This window comes from Carboxylicivirga taeanensis (assembly GCF_051851475.1).
Taxonomy (GTDB): Bacteria; Bacteroidota; Bacteroidia; order Bacteroidales; family Marinilabiliaceae; genus Carboxylicivirga; species Carboxylicivirga taeanensis.
The window spans coordinates 259,222-276,521 of record NZ_JBPUSJ010000005.1 but is presented as its reverse complement, the minus strand read 5'-3'; the positions used below and the strand labels follow the sequence as shown (position 1 = coordinate 276,521).

16 protein-coding genes are annotated in these 17,300 nt (G+C 43.2%); 9 read left to right on the top strand and 7 right to left on the bottom strand.

The window, feature by feature from the left end; all coding sequences use genetic code 11:
• Positions 1-4 precede the first annotated feature (4 nt).
• Together ACSX1H_RS10030 and ACSX1H_RS10025 are read right to left on the bottom strand one after the other, a co-directional pair.
• Positions 5-1,063 (bottom strand): tRNA dihydrouridine synthase, encoded by a 1,059-nt coding sequence (locus ACSX1H_RS10030; protein WP_439183732.1) that lies wholly within the window; start codon positions 1,061-1,063, stop codon positions 5-7.
• 25 nt (positions 1,064-1,088) lie between these two features.
• A complete protein-coding gene (locus ACSX1H_RS10025; RefSeq protein WP_439183731.1) occupies positions 1,089-1,472 on the bottom strand; it encodes a co-chaperone GroES in 384 nt (127 codons plus the stop codon).
• Positions 1,473-1,754: 282 nt separating this feature from the next.
• Between ACSX1H_RS10025 and ACSX1H_RS10020 the strand changes: the two genes are divergently transcribed.
• The 4 genes from ACSX1H_RS10020 to ACSX1H_RS10005 all read left to right on the top strand — a co-directional run bounded on the left by ACSX1H_RS10020 (position 1,755) and on the right by ACSX1H_RS10005 (position 6,876).
• Positions 1,755-2,318 (top strand): NUMOD4 domain-containing protein, encoded by a 564-nt coding sequence (locus tag ACSX1H_RS10020; protein WP_439183730.1) that lies wholly within the window; start codon positions 1,755-1,757, stop codon positions 2,316-2,318.
• 171 nt (positions 2,319-2,489) lie between these two features.
• Entirely contained in the window at positions 2,490-4,268 is a 1,779-nt protein-coding gene (locus ACSX1H_RS10015) for a chloride channel protein (RefSeq protein ID WP_439183729.1), read from the top strand.
• A 470-nt stretch (positions 4,269-4,738) separates the two neighbouring features.
• On the top strand, positions 4,739-6,019 hold the full coding sequence (gene glyA / locus ACSX1H_RS10010) for a serine hydroxymethyltransferase (RefSeq protein ID WP_439183728.1): 1,281 nt from the start codon (positions 4,739-4,741) through the stop codon (positions 6,017-6,019).
• 101 nt (positions 6,020-6,120) lie between these two features.
• The gene (locus ACSX1H_RS10005) at positions 6,121-6,876 is read left to right on the top strand and encodes a sulfite exporter TauE/SafE family protein (RefSeq protein ID WP_439183727.1); all 756 of its coding nucleotides are present in this window, start codon (positions 6,121-6,123) and stop codon (positions 6,874-6,876) included.
• A gap of 245 nt (positions 6,877-7,121) precedes the next feature.
• On the opposite strand, the gene ACSX1H_RS10000 is transcribed toward ACSX1H_RS10005, so the two are convergent.
• From ACSX1H_RS10000 to ACSX1H_RS09980, 5 genes are all read right to left on the bottom strand, one after another.
• Positions 7,122-8,096, bottom strand: a complete 975-nt coding sequence (locus ACSX1H_RS10000) for a TonB family protein (RefSeq protein WP_439183726.1) — start codon at positions 8,094-8,096, stop codon at positions 7,122-7,124.
• Between the two features lies 1 nt (position 8,097).
• Positions 8,098-8,493 (bottom strand): ExbD/TolR family protein, encoded by a 396-nt coding sequence (locus ACSX1H_RS09995; protein ID WP_439183725.1) that lies wholly within the window; start codon positions 8,491-8,493, stop codon positions 8,098-8,100.
• A complete protein-coding gene (locus ACSX1H_RS09990; protein WP_439183724.1) occupies positions 8,493-8,882 on the bottom strand; it encodes an ExbD/TolR family protein in 390 nt (129 codons plus the stop codon). The genes ACSX1H_RS09995 and ACSX1H_RS09990 overlap by 1 nt, the downstream gene beginning before the upstream one ends.
• Positions 8,883-8,884: 2 nt before the next feature.
• On the bottom strand, positions 8,885-9,580 hold the full coding sequence (locus tag ACSX1H_RS09985; protein ID WP_439183723.1) for a MotA/TolQ/ExbB proton channel family protein: 696 nt from the start codon (positions 9,578-9,580) through the stop codon (positions 8,885-8,887).
• Positions 9,581-9,693: 113 nt separating this feature from the next.
• The gene (locus tag ACSX1H_RS09980; protein ID WP_439183722.1) at positions 9,694-14,115 is read right to left on the bottom strand and encodes a translocation/assembly module TamB domain-containing protein; all 4,422 of its coding nucleotides are present in this window, start codon (positions 14,113-14,115) and stop codon (positions 9,694-9,696) included.
• Between the two features lie 115 nt (positions 14,116-14,230).
• Here ACSX1H_RS09980 and tsaD point away from each other — a divergent pair, with 115 nt between their 5' ends.
• From tsaD to ACSX1H_RS09955, 5 genes are all read left to right on the top strand, one after another.
• Positions 14,231-15,250, top strand: coding sequence for a tRNA (adenosine(37)-N6)-threonylcarbamoyltransferase complex transferase subunit TsaD (gene tsaD, locus ACSX1H_RS09975; RefSeq protein ID WP_439183721.1), 1,020 nt, complete (start codon positions 14,231-14,233; stop codon positions 15,248-15,250).
• A gap of 134 nt (positions 15,251-15,384) precedes the next feature.
• A complete protein-coding gene (locus tag ACSX1H_RS09970; RefSeq protein WP_439183720.1) occupies positions 15,385-15,666 on the top strand; it encodes a PqqD family protein in 282 nt (93 codons plus the stop codon).
• Between the two features lie 17 nt (positions 15,667-15,683).
• Positions 15,684-15,902: a hypothetical protein gene (locus ACSX1H_RS09965; RefSeq protein ID WP_439183718.1), complete on the top strand. Its 219-nt coding sequence runs from the start codon at positions 15,684-15,686 to the stop codon at positions 15,900-15,902.
• 14 nt (positions 15,903-15,916) lie between these two features.
• On the top strand, positions 15,917-16,819 hold the full coding sequence (locus ACSX1H_RS09960; protein WP_439183716.1) for a hypothetical protein: 903 nt from the start codon (positions 15,917-15,919) through the stop codon (positions 16,817-16,819).
• The gene (locus ACSX1H_RS09955; protein ID WP_439183715.1) at positions 16,812-17,252 is read left to right on the top strand and encodes a S24/S26 family peptidase; all 441 of its coding nucleotides are present in this window, start codon (positions 16,812-16,814) and stop codon (positions 17,250-17,252) included. Before ACSX1H_RS09960 ends, ACSX1H_RS09955 begins: the two co-directional genes overlap by 8 nt.
• The last annotated feature ends 48 nt before the right edge of the window (positions 17,253-17,300 follow it).

Below are 17,300 nucleotides of genomic sequence, written 5' to 3'. Positions count from 1 at the left end.
TAAACTATAAAGCTTCCTCGTCCGCTCCAGTACCGGCATGCTTTCGCCTTTCCTGTTCGGCCAAAAAATCATTTAAAATTGCTTCGACTTCCTCAAAGCCATTAGTTTCCATTAGCTGCGCCCTTAACTGCACCGCTCCCGGAAAACTATTGGTATATATTTTAAAGAAACGTTTGAGAATCGACCAGGGCTTCACTCCTTGCCAGGTTTGGGCATAAAGTGACGCATGCAGACGCAAAGCTTCTATACGCTCTTCCATATCCGGTTCGTAAGAAGGGTTATAAAACCACGGATTATGAAATATCCCGCGGCCCACCATAACACCATCGACTCCAAACTGATCCACTTTAGTCAAAGATTCCCCAATGGACATCACATCACCATTACCAAGCAACTTGATGTTTGGGTTGATCTGATCACGTAAAGCTACGGCTTTGGCAATTTCGTTCCAATCGGCTTCCCCTTCCGACATCATTTTTTGGATGCGTCCGTGCACAATAATGGCATCGGCTTCAGAATTTAACAGGTTCGTAATCCAAGGCTCGGTCACCACCGATTTAAATCCGACCCGGGTTTTAACGCTCAAGGGTAAATCACTGGCTTCGTGCACCGCTGTTATTATTTCCCGTGCTAATTCGGGTGTATTGATTAATGCCGAACAAGCGCCTTTTTTGATGATGTTTTTCATGGGGCAGCCCATGTTAATATCAATACCATCGAAAATGGTTTCTTCAGCAATGTATTTAGCTGTCTGGTAAAACTTTTCTGGATCGGTTCCCCATATTTGGGCCACCAGTTTAACGTTATCACGTTTTGCAAGCGCTAACTCACTGGCGTTAACATGAAAGCGATGAACCACCTTTTCTTTCCCAACCGGATGACAAAATCCATCGGTCGACAAAAATTCACTAAACAGCAGGTGCAGATTACCGGGCTTTGATAAGCGCATAACCACCTCTCTGAAAACCGTATCTGTTACATCTTCCATAGGCGCCAGCGCCCAGAAAGGCCCATTGCCTTCTTTCCAGTAATTCATCTTATTAGTGATGACTTTTTCTCCCATTTCAATCTTTTTCTGAGCCTTTATTTTAAACAAACAGCCCTTCGTCTCTAATCACCATTAACACCGATGACTGCGAAACAATTACATATTTCTCATTCTTATACTCAATCTCATACCCGCCACTTTGCAGGTAAATGGCCAAATCTCCTTCTTGAGGTTGTAAAGGCACATACTTTACGGCATCGGACTTTTTCTTCCACACCTCATCCTCTTCGGCCACAGCGGGTATCGGGTAGCCAGGTCCCACCTTTACAATGTAGCCGCTATGCACCTTCTCCTTTTCCTGAACACTTGGAGGCAGATACAGGCCCGACTTCGTTTTACTCTGCGGCACGCGGGGTTTTAGTAAAATACGATCGCCAACTAAAATAAATTTTTCTAATTCCTTATCATCTATTCCTAACGACATTGTAATAGCATTTTAGGCCACAAAGATATAAAATGCCGAATATTTTGAATCAATTCTGCTCCTCCAATCAGGTGCGAAGATTCTGAAGTCTTTTAAACTTAACTTTTTTTAACAACACTATAGGTCAGCTGCATATTGGATTGACCAATCCTTTTTATAATTTTGCTAATACTTTTTAACGGTTAGTAGAAATCCCTAAAATTTCTCTCAAAAAAAGTACTATACCCCTGATGGATGCCAGAAAGAGGATATCTGTTATTTTCAACCTTTAACCTGAAAACAATGAAACCAAACATGAATGAGCGCAAGCTTCGAAAAATTGACGACGAGCAGTGGAAAGAGCTTACGTTTACCGACAAAAAGTATGAAATAAGTAACTACGGACGAATAAAAAGCTATTGCTACGACAAGGTTGATGGCCGCATTGTTAAACTTGGCAACATCAAAGGCTTCTTTAATGTGAGCCTGCGGGTACAAGGCCAAAAGAAATCGTTTTTAGTTCATAAACTCACAGCCGAGTACTTTGTTGAAAAAACAGCGGAAGATCAGGATGTTGTTATCCACCTCGACTGGAACAAGCAAAACAACTACTACACTAACCTGAAATGGGTTACCAAAGCCGAAAGCTACAAACGCATGCACAAGGTGCTTCAGGAAGCGCGCAAGAAAGCTGGCAAAGTAGTAACGAGCTCCAAACTATCGAAAGACGATGTAGCTGTAATTAAAGGCATGCTTGAAAAAGGCGTTAAACAAAACCTCATTGCCAAACTTTTTTGTGTGAGTGAGATGCAGGTAAGCCGTATTGCCCGAAAGGAAAACTGGGCAGAGATAGAGCCAAAGATGTAGCCTAAGCTAAAAAATAGAATAACCTGGAATAAAAAGGGAGCTGACAGCTCCCTTTTTTAGTTAAAAAAATTAATGCTTACCTTAACACAACAGGCTATTTCTATTAAGATTCGTTAAAAAAAATACTCCAAAAAATATTGTCGTTGTATTTGTATTACTTTTGTGCCCACTATGAACAAAATCAATCGGATAATCGGGAAAATTCTTATTTGGCGGGTGAAACACATCAGCCAAAAACACTTTATTCTGCTGCTGAGTCTGCTGGTTGGAGTATTCAGTGGCCTGGCAGCTGTAACACTAAAAAACACAGTTCATTACACCCATCATTTCCTGACAGAAAATTTCAGTCTCGAAAATGGTAATTACCTCTACCTGGCCTATCCGATGGTAGGTATCCTGATAACCATCCTGATCATAAAATATTTTGTAAAAGATAACCTGGGACATGGTGTGAGCAAAATCCTCTATGCCATCTCCAAAAAGGGCGGAAATATTAAAAGTCACAACAACTACTCGTCCATTGTTACCAGTACGTTTACCATTGGCTTTGGTGGTTCAGTTGGTGCGGAGGCCCCCATTGTATTAACCGGAGCCTCCATTGGTTCTTCACTGGGGCGCCTGTTCAGAATGAATAACAAAACCCTTATTCTGCTTATGGGCTGTGGCGCTGCAGGTGCCATAGCTGGTATCTTTAAGGCCCCTATTGCCGGGCTGGTATTTACTCTGGAAGTGCTCATGCTCGATTTGACCATGGCCTCATTGGTCCCTCTGCTTATTTCAGCCATTACCGCCTCCACTATTGCCTATTTCTTCCTGGGCAAAGGCGCCGAGTTTGCCTTTACACTGGAAGCTCCTTTTGTCCTAAATAATATTCCCTACTACCTCCTATTGGGAATTATTGCCGGGTTTATATCCCTCTATTTCACCAGAGGCATTATGAGCACCGAAAAGCAGTTTGGCAAAATGAAAAATCCGTTTTCAAAATGGATTGTAGGCGGCTTATCGCTGAGTTTACTTATTTTTCTCTTTCCCCCACTTTATGGTGAAGGATACAATACCATTATTGCCCTTTTAAACGGTAACAGCCAGGCCGTTATGGGCGAGAGTTTCTTCTATGCCTGGCACGATAACACCTGGGCCTTAATCGCCTTTTTGGTGTTGCTAATCATTTTTAAAGTATTTGCTACGGCAGCTACAACCGGTAGCGGCGGTATTGGCGGAATTTTTGCCCCTACGCTTTTTATGGGTGGTGTTACCGGATACCTGTTTGCCCGTTTGATTAATACACTGGGAATATCTAACCTGCCAGCCTCGCATTTTACCTTAGTAGGGATGGCCGGACTGATGGCGGGTGTGATGCATGCCCCCTTAACAGCTATCTTCCTGATTGCTGAAATTACCAACGGCTATGGTCTTTTCATTCCGCTGATGATTACCTCCACCATTGCCTACCTCACCATTATGTATTTTGAGCCGCACTCTTTATACACCAAGCACCTGGCCCAGAAAGGCGAGCTCATTACCCACCATAAGGATAAAGCGGTACTAACGCTCATGCGCCTGGAGAAAGTACTCGAAACGGACTTTAAATGCATCTATCCGGAGATGACGCTTGGAGAGCTGGTTAAAGTAATTTCCACCTCACGACGCAATATCTTCCCGGTTATCGATCATCAGGATAAGCTCCGCGGCATTGTGCTGCTTGATGATATTCGAGAAATCATGTTTAACAATGAACTTTACAGCGAAACCACTGTTGAAGAGCTGATGTCTATCCCGCCGGCCATGATTGAGATTGATGAAAACATGGATCGGGTGATGCGGAAATTTGAAGACACCAGTGCCTGGAATCTACCAGTTGTTAAAGGTGGAAAATACCTCGGTTTTGTATCTAAATCGAAAATATTCTCGGTGTACCGACGAGTTCTCATCCACTATTCGGATGATTAGTGTTACGCCCGGAGCACCTTGTCCGAAGTGCGTGGCAATACTGATTTTGGGTGCAAGGTGTAGATTTAAAGCCCTTGGTTAAACAAAATCAGTTGGCCAACAAAGCTGGGTTAATAGCTTTTTCACAACAATCAACAAAGTATTTCTCCCGAGGCACTTTTATGAGCTTTGCAAGCCAAAAAGATGAATGATATCAATGTTGCTGTTTGTCATTTTTGCATCTCATAAAAAGTTATAAACTGCAATGTTTTTTTTATCGACTGGTTCGCGTAAATTTGTGTTCCCTTGATAAAAACAGCGTGTTGAAGCATGACACCTAAGTGCCATATTCAATAACAGTTGACTTGCAACGGCAGGCAAAAGAGAAATAGTATAAATCAATTATCATAATCAGTCAGTATTCATCACTCAGCAACCAACAGGAGGTTGCCTGGTCTTGATACTTACATCTTGATACTAATATCTAAAAGATGAAAAGAGATACTGTAATTTTCGACCTCATTGAGAAGGAGTACGCTCGCCAAAAAGAAGGCATTGAGCTAATTGCTTCAGAAAACTTTGTTAGTGAGCAGGTAATGGAAGCCCAGGGCTCCTGCTTAACCAATAAATATGCCGAAGGCTATCCGGGCAAACGCTACTATGGTGGTTGCCAGATTGTAGACCAAACCGAGCAGCTGGCTATCGACCGCGCTTGTGAATTATTTGGTGCTGAATACGCCAACGTACAGCCTCACTCTGGTGCTCAGGCTAACGCAGCAGTATTTTTTGCCGTATTGAAGCCGGGCGACACATTCATGGGCTTAGATTTGGCACACGGTGGTCACTTAACACACGGGTCTCCGGTTAACTTCTCAGGTGTAACTTATAACCCGGTTTGCTATCACGTTAAAGAAGATACCGGATTGGTAGATTACGATGAGATGGAAGCCATTGCCCGTGAGCACAAGCCTAAAATGATTATTGCAGGTGCTTCGGCTTACTCACGCGAATGGGATTATGCCCGCATGCGCCGTTTAGCGGATGAGATTGGTGCCTTGCTACTTTGCGACATGGCTCACCCAGCTGGTTTAATTGCCAAAGGTCGCTTAAACAATCCGATTGAGCACTGCCACATTGTAACTACTACAACGCATAAAACATTGCGCGGACCACGCGGCGGTATGATTCTGATGGGTAAAGATTACGAAAACCCATTTGGCTACAAAACACCAAAAGGTGAAACCAAGATGATGAGTGCCGTACTGGATTTCGCCGTATTCCCAGGCCAGCAAGGCGGACCACTGGAGCACGTAATTGCCGCTAAGGCTGTGGCTTTTGGTGAGGCCCTTTCGGATGATTTTGCCGTGTATGTTGACCAGGTACGTTCAAATGCTCAGGCCATGGCAGATGAGTTTGTGAAGCTGGGCTATAAAATCATCTCTGGTGGAACCGACAACCACTTAATGCTGATTGACCTGCGCACTAAATTCCCTGATATCTCGGGTAAGAAAGTAGAAAACACCTTAGTGAAGGCCGATATCACCATTAACAAAAACATGGTGCCATTTGATACCCGTTCGCCATTCTCTACTTCAGGTTTCCGTGTAGGTACGTCTGCAGTTACATCACGTGGTTTGAAAGAGGAGGATATGCGCACCATCGTTGGTTTGATTGATGAAGTAATTTCGAACATCGACAACGAAGAGGCCATTGCCGAAACACGCAAAAAAGTAAATGCACTGATGGCTGACAAGCCAATGTTTGCATGGTAAGTAAAGCTTACAGCTGTTTGCTAAGAGCTAAAATAATATTAAAGAGCCGCTTTCTTTTAGAGGGCGGCTTTTGTTTTGTCTGAAAACCATACATTTACAATATGGATATTTCATTACTCAATGCCTTCTTCCTGATTCTTGCCGGCCTCTTTGCCGGTTTCATCAATACCCTGGCTGGCAGTGGTTCATTAATCACCTTGCCCCTCCTGATGTTTCTGGGCCTGTCGCCACACCAGGCGAATGCGACCAACCGTGTAGCCATCTTGTTTCAGAATGTGGTGGCAGTGCGAAATTTTAAGCAGCAAGGGCTCATCAATTACAGGAGCAGTTTATTTCTGCTTATACCTGCTGTTGTGGGGTCCATTATTGGCGCCTCCATAGCGGTAAACATCAGCGAAACGACATTAAACCTTTTTATTGGCTCCCTGCTGTTTGTGATGTTCTTTGTTATCCTGCTAAAGCCGGATAAGTGGGTAAAGACACAAGCCGGTCAGGCAAAAGAGAAACCGGCCTTCTGGCAGGTTATTATCTTCTTTTTTATTGGTGTCTATGGCGGTTTTATACAGGCCGGTGTGGGCTTCTTTTTACTGGCCGGACTGGTACTCGGCGTGGGTTACGACCTTATTAAAGCCAATGCCATTAAGGTGCTCATCGTGCTGGCCTACACCGCTATTGCGTTGGGTATTTTTATCTGGTCGGGACAGGTTAACTACCTGTATGGCATTATCCTGGCCATTGGCAATGCCAGTGGCGCATTCATCGCATCGAAATACGCCCGGCAAATTGGCGTTAAGTACATCCGCTACATCCTGCTGGCCACTGTGTTTGTAGCAGGTATTAAGGTACTGTTCTTTTGATTTCCGCGGTATATATATCACGCCCTATTCAAACAAAGCCTCTCTCCCTTCAGATTTCTCCCTGAGGGAAAGAACCTGTTTGGGCCAACTGGCATCTTGGCGTTAAAATGCGCCTTCGCTCTGCAAGAGGATGCTCAAAGGACTGGGAATCCCCCCCGCACTTTGCAGCACGGGTTCCAAATACATGGAAGAGCTCCCGCAATTTGCAGGAACTTTATACCCCTTAGTGAATAACCGTTTTGCTCCTAATCGAGCTGGAAATAATAGGTGATGGTACCTTGTGCGTAGGCACTGGCACTCTTATCTGCATTAAACTTAGCCCGGCGGGCTGCCGCTTTGGCATTCTCCACCAGTTCACGATCCTGTGTATTGGACCCCTTCAGCTGAAACTCGGCCGATGTGACGTTACCATTGCGATCAACAGTAATTCCAATCACCACAATGCCCTCCTTGTTGGAGTTGTGTTGGGGTTTAGGCAAACTCCCTATCAGCGAACGTCCCTGCAGATCAAAACCACTGCCCGAATCGCCCAGTCCCGATCCGGTCCTGTTTTTCGAATTAGGATCACCGGTTATATAGCCCTGGTTACCACTTCCACCTGTTTCGCCTTCGGAGGTGCTCTCCCCACTGCCTTTGCCACTAAAGGCCCCCAACACCCGGTTACGTGCCTCGGCTGCCTGTCGCTCCTGCTCCTCACGCTTTTTGCGCTCCGCCTCTTCGCGTGCCCGCTGTTCGGCCAGCTCTTTCTGGCGCTGGGCCTCTTTTTCGGCTTCAATCTGGCGCTGACGCTCCAATTCCTTCTGGCGTTCTATCTCATGTTCACGTTCTATCCTCTCCTGCTCTTCGCGCTCGCGCTGCTCTTTATCCAAACGCTCCTGCTCCTCTTTCTCTTTCTTTTTTTGGGCATCGGATTTTACCACTGGGGCTTCATCAAAATCCTGCGTTTGCACCTCATCTTCACTTTCCGGTTCGCTGACCTTCGGCTCTGGCACCGGCTCTGTTTTAGGTGGCGGAGGCGTTGTTTGCTGTTCAACAGGTGGAGCCTGCGACTCCTTTGGCTCAACCTCTCCCTGTCCTAAAACCGTGTCTCCAAAATTCACCAAAATGCCCTCTTCCTCTTGTGGCAGGCTTTGTAAGCCAAAATACAGTAGAAGTAACAGTATTCCTACATGGAAAATTACAGACCCAATGATGCCGTATTGTTTATCCTTTTCCTCCATATTATTTACCCTGTGTAGCCAATATCAGTTTGTACTTATTGCGGATAGCAATATCCCTAATCTTACCAACCACCGAAAAAGGAACCGACTCATCAACATGCAAAGCAATGTAGGTATCCGGACTCAGCTCAATGATTTCTTTAAGACGGCGTTCTATTTTCCAGAAGGGCACTTGCTCCCCTTCAATAAAGTAGCGCATATCCGAGGTAACAGACAGGGTTGTATTGGGTTTGGCCGATACCTGATGATCACTTTTAGGCAGCACCAGTTCCCGCACTGCCGGTGGTGTTACCAAGGTGGAAGTAATCATAAAGAAGATCAGCAGCAGGAATACAATGTCGGTCATTGATGACATACTAAACCCCGCATCCACTTTACTTTGTCTTTTTAACGCCATTACCTGATATCTAGTATTACTTTAATTCCATTCGACTCCGCGATGTCCAACACACGAGCCACATCGCCGGTAGAAGCATTTTTATCGGTTCGCAGCTTAACGATGGTGCGATCGCTTTGGTTGAATGCGCCCACCAAGCCCGTCTCCACATTGTTTGTTCCAAAGCGCTTCCCCTCTACATAATACCTGCCTGAGGCAGTTACCCGCACATTCAGATACTGCTCAACCACTACTTTTTTGGTGGCTTTTTTGGGAATAAGGAGCTTGATGGCATTGGGATGCACCATGGTTGATGTAATCATAAAGAAGATCAACAACAGGAACACAATGTCGGTCATTGATGACATGCTAAAAGCTGCACTTATTTTTGTTCTTCGCTTTAAAGCCATTATTAGTGAGCTGGTTCGTTGAGTAAATCCATAAACTCCATGGTGCGAGCTTCCATCTTAAACACCACCTTTTCTACTTTGGCTACCAGAATGTTGTAGGCAAAGTAGGCGATGATGCCCACCACCAATCCAGTTACTGTCGTAACCATAGCGGTGTAAATACCCGACGATAAGAGCTGTACATCGATATTATTGCCCGCATTGGCCATGTCGAAAAACGCCTTCACCATACCAATTACCGTTCCTAAAAAACCAATCATGGGTGCTCCACCGGCCACTGTTGCCAGGGTTGGCAAACTTTTCTCGAGCCGGCTAATTTCCAGGTTACCAACATTCTCAATGGCCGTATTCACATCATTAAGAGGGCGTCCGATGCGAGTAATGCCCTTTTCAATCATGCGCGAAACAGGAAAATCATGTGACTGGCAAAGTGCCAAAGCCGATTCAATTTTACCGTCATGAATATAGTCTTTGATTTTATTCATAAATCCTGCATCTTCCATTGCTGCCCGGCGAATAGCCAGGTAACGCTCGATAAAAATATACACCGCCACAAACGACAACAACACTAAAGGTATCATGATAAGACCTCCAGCCTTCGCCATCTCAAAAAGATTCATGCTTTTTTCAGCTCCTTCGGCCAACTCGTCGGCAGGTAATGTTTCGGCATTTGCCTGAATGAATAATAACAAATTCATATTAATTATTTTAGAACAATCACTAATCTTAATAGGGCTTAAAAGCCACTTTATCGAATATTTTATTCAAGGCTAAAATAGTAAAATAGCTACGCAATATAGAACGAAAAAGTTTATTCTTTATTCTCTTCGTCTTCATCCGGCTGGCTCTGCGTCTCTTCCTTTTTACTCTGACCAGAAATTTTCATCCAGTACTTATGCATCAGCTCCTCCAGCGAATCAAACTCCTCCCGGAAGGATATGCCGACACCTTGGGTGGTTGGGGAAATACTGTATTCCGATGAATACAATAAATCGTTATTGGTATGCGTATAGGCTTTGGCCCTTAAACTCCCCGATTTATTCAGTTTGACCTCAACATCAAAATCGCCAATCAGGTTACTGGCCTGCGTTTGATCCTGACCATACCCCACATTGCCATTCACCAGCACCCGGTTATTAAACATTTGGGTAGATAAGGCCACCTCTACCTCATCATCGGTGAGCTCACTGGCCGGCCGGTAACTTACTCCAATATCAATATCACGACTTATTTGCGACAACCAATGGCTTAGCTGGTTGGACAGCATTTCGGTTGTTGTTACCAAAGCCGCATTATTACCCGTAGAAAGGCCATTTGGATTATTGGCAGCCGCACTCTCTGTTGTATAAAACTTATTTAAAACCAGCAAAGAAAGTACTTGACGGTTGGTTTCCTCCTCGGTATTGATATAAGTATCAATAATGTTTTGATTATAATCCTGACTGGATGGTGTTTCAATCTCAAATTTAATATTCGGCTTTGTTAATCGATTACTCAATAACAGGTTACAATGAACAGGAATCCGTCGTCCAAGATCCTTTTGCGTATCCTCTGTGTAGCCCACCAAATCGAGTAAACTTGTTTTTAACTTATAGGTGGCATTGAGGTCGATATTGGCATCGTAAGGATTGCCGTCCCAATTGATAGACGAGCCCTGGTTGATGACAAACTTCTTATTAAGTACATTACGCAGGGTGAACATGTAATCGCCATTGTCGAAATCAAAATCGCCATAGAAGTTGATGCCTCCTTCCTTATCCATCTTGATCTGGAGATTCCCATAACCACTTCCCCGCAGTATATCTCCCACAGTTGAATCAAAAATAACCTGACAGCGGGCATCGGGTGTAATGTCCAAATCCATACTGACAGTCATACCAGCCAAATCCACAGCATAATCGCTACTTTCGGCACTGCTGCCGTTGTCTTTGGCCTCTTCCTCATCGGATGCGCCAATAAAACGAATAAAACTGCTTTCCTCGGCACTCTCTTCATCGGTGAGCGGGATAAAAAACAGTGAATTCTCCCGTGTCCGTCCCGCAATATCAATCACGATATCTTTGGTAGTTCCGGTTATTGACATGTTTCCATCGGCATACACTTCGCCATAATACAAGGGGTTATCCGCATACTTGGTATCAAGCACTAACATGTTGCTAGTGGTTAAGTACAAGTCATACTGCATATCACGAAACCCATTGTGGCGAATTGTTCCGTTAAAAGTACCCTGCTTCCCATTCCTGTCAGCCACCGTTATCTCTTTAAATTCCATCACACCAGGACGGAATAAAACTGAATCGGTAATAGAATAGGTTGTTTTTAATAAGCCTACATCAAAGAATGCTTTATCAACCTTTAGTTTGCCAACCAACTCCGGACCGGTTAACGGGCCTACAACAGCTATTTGACCGCTGGCTGTCCCATTGAGGTTTTGCATTATCTTGCTCAGGTACAAATTAAGAAAGCCAATTTCCAGATGATCGATGTCAAAATTAAGATCGACCTCGCGACTATTAACATCGATAAGTCCCCCTCCGTTTAAAGACTGATGACCATCTTTCATAACATCGGCCTTTAGCTGCACCTGATTTTCTTTGGGCAAGTAGTTCGCTGCAACCGAAAAGTCGCCTACCTTATCATCATTAAAAACGAAATCTCTAATATTTAAGTCGCCACTTACAAAGGGCATCTTATAGAGGTTATGAACATCCAACGCGCCACTGAGAGCACCAGTCATTTTTATTCGTTCCAGATTCTGAGCGCCAATTAAGTCCGATAAGCTGATATTTTGCAAGTGAATACGCAAACCATCTTTAACATGGCGATGGGCGAAACCATTAATACCAACCTCCTGATTACCATGAAACAACCTGAAATTCTTCATCGAAAAGCCATCGGGATGGTAATGCATTGTTGTTGGTTGCATTTCCCAGACACTGTCCCTCACCATGATGTAGGAAGGATGCAGGTTGGTTGTTGCGTAAACCCCGTTGTCCCTGGCTTTAAGACTTGTTGTACTTAATATTGAGCCGCTGTTGGTATAGTCATCCCAGTTATTCCAAAATATATTAAACTGTAAAGTATCGCTATAAGCGGTATGGTGAAAACTCAAGTTATGAAACACGGCTACATTATTAACATTGAGCTCCCTGAAACGCGTGATCACCTTCAACTTGTTATTATCAGCGGTTGAAATATGCACCTCTGGATGACTGGCATTAAGACCTTTTACATCCAAATACTGCAACTCAGCCTCCACATCTAACATGCCGGATGAAGAATTGTAGTTCCCAATTAAAAGACCATGGTCAGAGATATTTAACTCTGGCGCAAACACGGCTACTATATCCGAAATACGCTTAAAAGTGCAGGAGAAAGTAAAATCGTTTTGCGTAAAATCCTTATCCTTTATCGAGAGTTTATTAGTAAAAGCCGGCAGGTACTGCACCAAATTCTTCTTTAACAAATTCCCGATGTGTTTAAAATTATAGACCCCTACCAAATCTCCTTCGGCCACATCCGACTGAAGCACAATGCGTTTCTGTTCACCCTCTCGCACAGAAACCAATAACAATGAATCAACGGCAACATCATGCTCATCCGACACATAGGACAAATTTTTCAGGTGCATGTAGCCCACAATATCATCCAAGTCCTTCCCCGAAATATCAGTTTCTATATCTGCCGTAACGGAGCTGTTTTTATGTTTAGTTGCGAGGTTTAAGCGATCTAATCTTAAATCGGTCAGGCGGGCAGAGAAACTAAAATTGGGTATATCACCCGACAAATCTATTTTCCCGTTAAAACCAACCTGCCCATTGGGATCATCGATTAGAAAATCGCCGTCGAACTTATTATTTTCAAAAAGGCCATTTAACTGAATATTTGTATAATTATATCCATTCAGTGTTAAGGTATCGACGACTCCATTTAAAAAGGCATCAAACTTTTCGCTGGAGCGACGGCGCCCATTTATTGCTACCGACATTGAAACATTTCCAACGAACTGTTCGGCCCCCGCCAACTTCCCAATATTAAACTGCTGGGTTTTTAAATTACCGGAAAACACTAAATCATCATTGCCATCAATCTTTAAACCAATGTCTGTATTAATTTGCCCCAGAACGGTTGTAAACTTACCGTACGCTACCAAGTCGGTTAAAAAACCGGTAAAATTACCGCTGTAATTAATTTCATGAAGGCTGTTTAAGGCCTCCGGCAGTTTTAGGGCCTGCCCTTGAACGTGCGAAAAAAGCTGCTCCAGGTCGGCAGGGGTAGTGCGCAGCTGGTTCACCCCAATATATAAAAACGTTTCATCTACATTTGGGAGGCCGCTTATATCAAAATCCGAAACCACACGGGAGTGCGGACCAAAATAGAGCTTCACATTACGGCCTTTAATATTATCTACTGTTCCATAAACAACACCAGACAGCCCAATATCGGCAGCGCGTTTTAATGGGCTCAATTTCACAATATCAGCAGCACTAAAATCCGATTTGTGAATATTGGCATAAAAATGTCCGATCTGTTCAAGCCCTTTCTTGCCCCTATTCAGCTCCAAAGCCAGTGAGTCAACATGTAATGATGAGTTGCCACTCTGAATCTTAGCCTGGCTCATAAAGATAGCCGAATCACTAAAAGCCAGTCTGGCCTCCACTTTATCCACGCACGAACCTTTACTATGTTTCACATTCAAATCCCGAATATCAACGTGCCATAAACTATCTTTATATATATCATGCAACAATAAATTCGCATCGGTGAGCGAATATCCTGCACGGGTTGTATCATCGCGGTAATGAAACACGCCTTTTTTAACCTCCAGGTTAGTCAGGTCAATGTTCCATGCTACATTGGCTGAGTCGCGATTGACTAATCGTCTGGTTAGAAAGCTGAAATTATAAACCGAATCCTCTTTTAAGATATTTACGGTTGGTTCAGAGATACTTAGCTTACTTAGATAAACTTCTCTTTTTCGGAAATAGAGCGAATCAATATTGGCAGCAAGCCGCTGGATAGCTACCAGCGTATCCTTATTTTGATCGTAGATGACCATGTCATCCATTACCAATGTTTTAAACGGTCGGATATGAACTCGGCCGATCGAAAGCTCCGTATCGAGATCTTCACTTAACTGCCGGGTTACATAATTAAGCACAGTTGTTTGAACTGCAGGTAATAACAAGGCAGAATACAGCAATAGCGGAACTAAAATTAGTCCCACTACCACAGACAATCCTATTTTGATATTTTTTTTTATATTTTTATCCCGTTTTAACCCACCAAAATTAGCAAAAAGGTGGGAATAATAATTTGATTAGGGATAATTCTATCGGACAAAAGTTATGAGTGTGATAATTTTGGGAATTGAATCATCATGTGATGATACTTCAGCAGCTGTTTTTAAAGATGATGTAATTTTATCGAATGTAGTAGCAAATCAGGAAGTTCATAAAGCTTATGGAGGTGTGGTTCCTGAGTTGGCTTCACGCGCTCATCAACAAAATATCATTCCGGTTGTCGAAAAAGCCATTAAAGATGCAGGAGTGAGCAGAACAGACATCAATGCGGTTGCTTTTACACGCGGACCGGGACTGATGGGTTCCTTATTGGTTGGTACCTCGTTCGCCAAAGGCTTTGCCCTGGCTAACAACTTGCCGCTAATAGAAATTAACCACCTGCATGCACATGTATTAGCCCATTTTATTAAAGAAGATGAAAACGATACGAACCAGCCAGAATTCCCATTTTTATGCCTGCTGGTTTCGGGCGGTAACAGTCAAATCATTGTTGTTAGAGACTTCCTGGACATGGAAATCATTGGGCAAACCATTGATGATGCAGCTGGTGAGGCCTTTGATAAATGTGCTAAAATTATGGGATTACCCTACCCTGGAGGCCCATTAATTGATAAGCTGGCTAAAGAAGGAAACCCGGAAAAGTTCAGTTTCAGCAAACCAAAAATAAAAGACTACGACTATAGTTTTAGTGGCTTAAAAACATCGGTTTTATACTTTTTGCGCGATGAATTAAAAACCAATCCAAATTTTATAGAGGAAAATAAAAAAGACATCTGCGCCTCTTTGCAAAAAACCATTATCGACATACTGATGGACAAGGTGATAAAAGCAGCTGAAAAGACCGGCATAAACCAGGTTGCTCTGGCCGGAGGTGTTTCAGCCAACTCAGGCCTGCGTGAGCGTCTGACGCAACTTGCCGAAGAAAAGAACTGGAAGACTTTCATTCCTAAATTTGCTTATACAACTGATAATGCAGCAATGATTGCCATTAACGGCTACCATAAGTACCTTAACAAAGAATTTGTTCAGCAAGATGTTGCCCCTTTTGCCAGAACTGAGTTCTAATTGATTTATTTTATTTAAAATATCTGTTTAAATGGCGAAACGAGTCGTTGGTCAAATTAATTGTTTGTTTTGGCAACGCAAAAGCATTAGATTTTTGATTTTTTATAGTTTTGCCAATGCTTTAAATGTATTTCGTGGGAGAGTTATATAAGAAACAAACCGGGTTTGTAGAAAAAACAGTGGGCGACGAAATGGTCATTGTGCCGCTGGTGGGGAAAGTCGCACAAATGGAGCACGTGTTCTCGTTAAATGAAGTGGGCGCCGCCATCTATAACGCGTTAAACGAAGCAAAAACGCAGGAAGAACTTTTAGCATTAATACTCTCTGATTTTGATGTAGATAAAGAAACAGCCCAGCGCGACATGGAACTTTTTTTAGACAAAGCTGTTGACAAGGGGATAATACAAAAGCTGTAAATAGAGACCAATTAGGTATGAACATTAAAAAGACCTATAAAAAACCGGAGCTGGAAGTGCACCTGATTGACAGGATGATTAATTTAACCGGGGATAGCTGGGCTGAACCTCCTATCGAACCTACGGGGACTTTGGGTCAACCACAAGAAGGAGACCCGCTATTAAAATCAACCCCTAACTACGAGGGAATGCCTTCTCAAATAGATGCTTTTGGAAGCGAATCTCCCGAATATTAATATATGTAGCTTACATGAAAACGGTTGTTAAAACCAATCAATACACTATTGGGGGCATAGGGATACAAGTTAATTTCCTTTGCCCTCTTTTCGACTTTGACACACTGGGAGGCAGTCACCATTTCGCCAGACCAGGCACAGCTGAAGCACCCCAATGGACAATCAACTATCGTCTGACAGACAGCATTCAAACAGAAAACTTTGAAACACTATTTACTGGTTCTGAGGCATTCGATGCAGCAACCCCCTATAAATGGTCAGTAATCAAAACTGAAATGAACGAGGCTATTTACATTGAGTTTGAAGAGGATTCAATGATAAAGAGGGTTTTGGCCTGTGTCGATACCAAGCAGCAAGTGATAGCAGTTAGCCTTTGCCTACAAAAGCAAGCGCCCATTAAAATTGACCCCTTTCTGCATCCGCTTGGAGTTTTAATGCTCCAATACCTTGCGCACTATAACGGTGGATTTATCATTCATGCATCCACTATTGCCTATAAAAATAAAGGCTACCTGTTCTCGGCCGTTTCAGGAACCGGCAAGTCAACAATGGCCGAACTATGGCGACAAAAAGGTGCGACCATCATCAACGACGACCGACTAATCATTTTACCGGATGGCGATAAATTCAGAGCCTGGAACACGCCCATGCCCTACTATCAGGATAAATGTAAAAGTGTAGCACTTCATAAAGCATTTATTATTAAGCAATCGCCAAATAATTACCTAAGGAAACTTAGTGTAATTCAAGGCACATTAGGTTTGCTAGGTAATTGCATGCAATTCCAGTACGATAGTGAACAGGTGCAAAACAGATTGAACTGCCTGCAGGCTGTCGCCCAAAAATGTGAGGTATTTGAATGTGGCTTTAAACCCGATAAGGATATTGTTGAACTAATTTTGGCTGAAGTTGGCTAAACAAAAACTACAACAGACGTTAATTGAGTTGCTTAAAGAGGGACATCAGGTTGAAGTGCCTGCTAAAGGCATGAGTATGTACCCGCTGCTCCAACCGGGCGATAAACTGCTAGTGAAACCAATTAGGCCCCAAGTGGGCGACATTGGTGTTTTCTGTAAAAACAATCAACTCATCGCTCATCGCCTAATACACTTCAGCAATAACACTTATTACTTTAAAGGCGATGCACTTACCAGATATGATTCTGCGACAACCGCGCAAGAGGTTTTAGGGACGGTTATTGCCAGAAAAAGAGGCAAGAAACAAGAGACTTGCCACCAATCAATTTTCAAGCTTTTCAAAATACTTATACCCAAATTTACAATTATCACCGGGCATTTATTCTATTATTGCGGACGCCTGCACAACAAAATTAGTCACCTCCAAAAGTAACACCAACCGCCCACATCTTGTGAAAGATATTATCTTTACAACAACTAA

Coding starts and splice junctions, on each gene's coding strand:
- ACSX1H_RS10030 (WP_439183732.1), bottom strand. CDS start 1,063: ATGGGAGAAAAAGTCATCACTAATAAGATGAATTACTGGAAAGAAGGC.
- ACSX1H_RS10025 (WP_439183731.1), bottom strand. CDS start 1,472: ATGTCGTTAGGAATAGATGATAAGGAATTAGAAAAATTTATTTTAGTT.
- ACSX1H_RS10020 (WP_439183730.1), top strand. CDS start 1,755: ATGAAACCAAACATGAATGAGCGCAAGCTTCGAAAAATTGACGACGAG.
- ACSX1H_RS10015 (WP_439183729.1), top strand. CDS start 2,490: ATGAACAAAATCAATCGGATAATCGGGAAAATTCTTATTTGGCGGGTG.
- glyA (WP_439183728.1), top strand. CDS start 4,739: ATGAAAAGAGATACTGTAATTTTCGACCTCATTGAGAAGGAGTACGCT.
- ACSX1H_RS10005 (WP_439183727.1), top strand. CDS start 6,121: ATGGATATTTCATTACTCAATGCCTTCTTCCTGATTCTTGCCGGCCTC.
- ACSX1H_RS10000 (WP_439183726.1), bottom strand. CDS start 8,096: ATGGAGGAAAAGGATAAACAATACGGCATCATTGGGTCTGTAATTTTC.
- ACSX1H_RS09995 (WP_439183725.1), bottom strand. CDS start 8,493: ATGGCGTTAAAAAGACAAAGTAAAGTGGATGCGGGGTTTAGTATGTCA.
- ACSX1H_RS09990 (WP_439183724.1), bottom strand. CDS start 8,882: ATGGCTTTAAAGCGAAGAACAAAAATAAGTGCAGCTTTTAGCATGTCA.
- ACSX1H_RS09985 (WP_439183723.1), bottom strand. CDS start 9,580: ATGAATTTGTTATTATTCATTCAGGCAAATGCCGAAACATTACCTGCC.
- tsaD (WP_439183721.1), top strand. CDS start 14,231: ATGAGTGTGATAATTTTGGGAATTGAATCATCATGTGATGATACTTCA.
- ACSX1H_RS09965 (WP_439183718.1), top strand. CDS start 15,684: ATGAACATTAAAAAGACCTATAAAAAACCGGAGCTGGAAGTGCACCTG.
- ACSX1H_RS09960 (WP_439183716.1), top strand. CDS start 15,917: ATGAAAACGGTTGTTAAAACCAATCAATACACTATTGGGGGCATAGGG.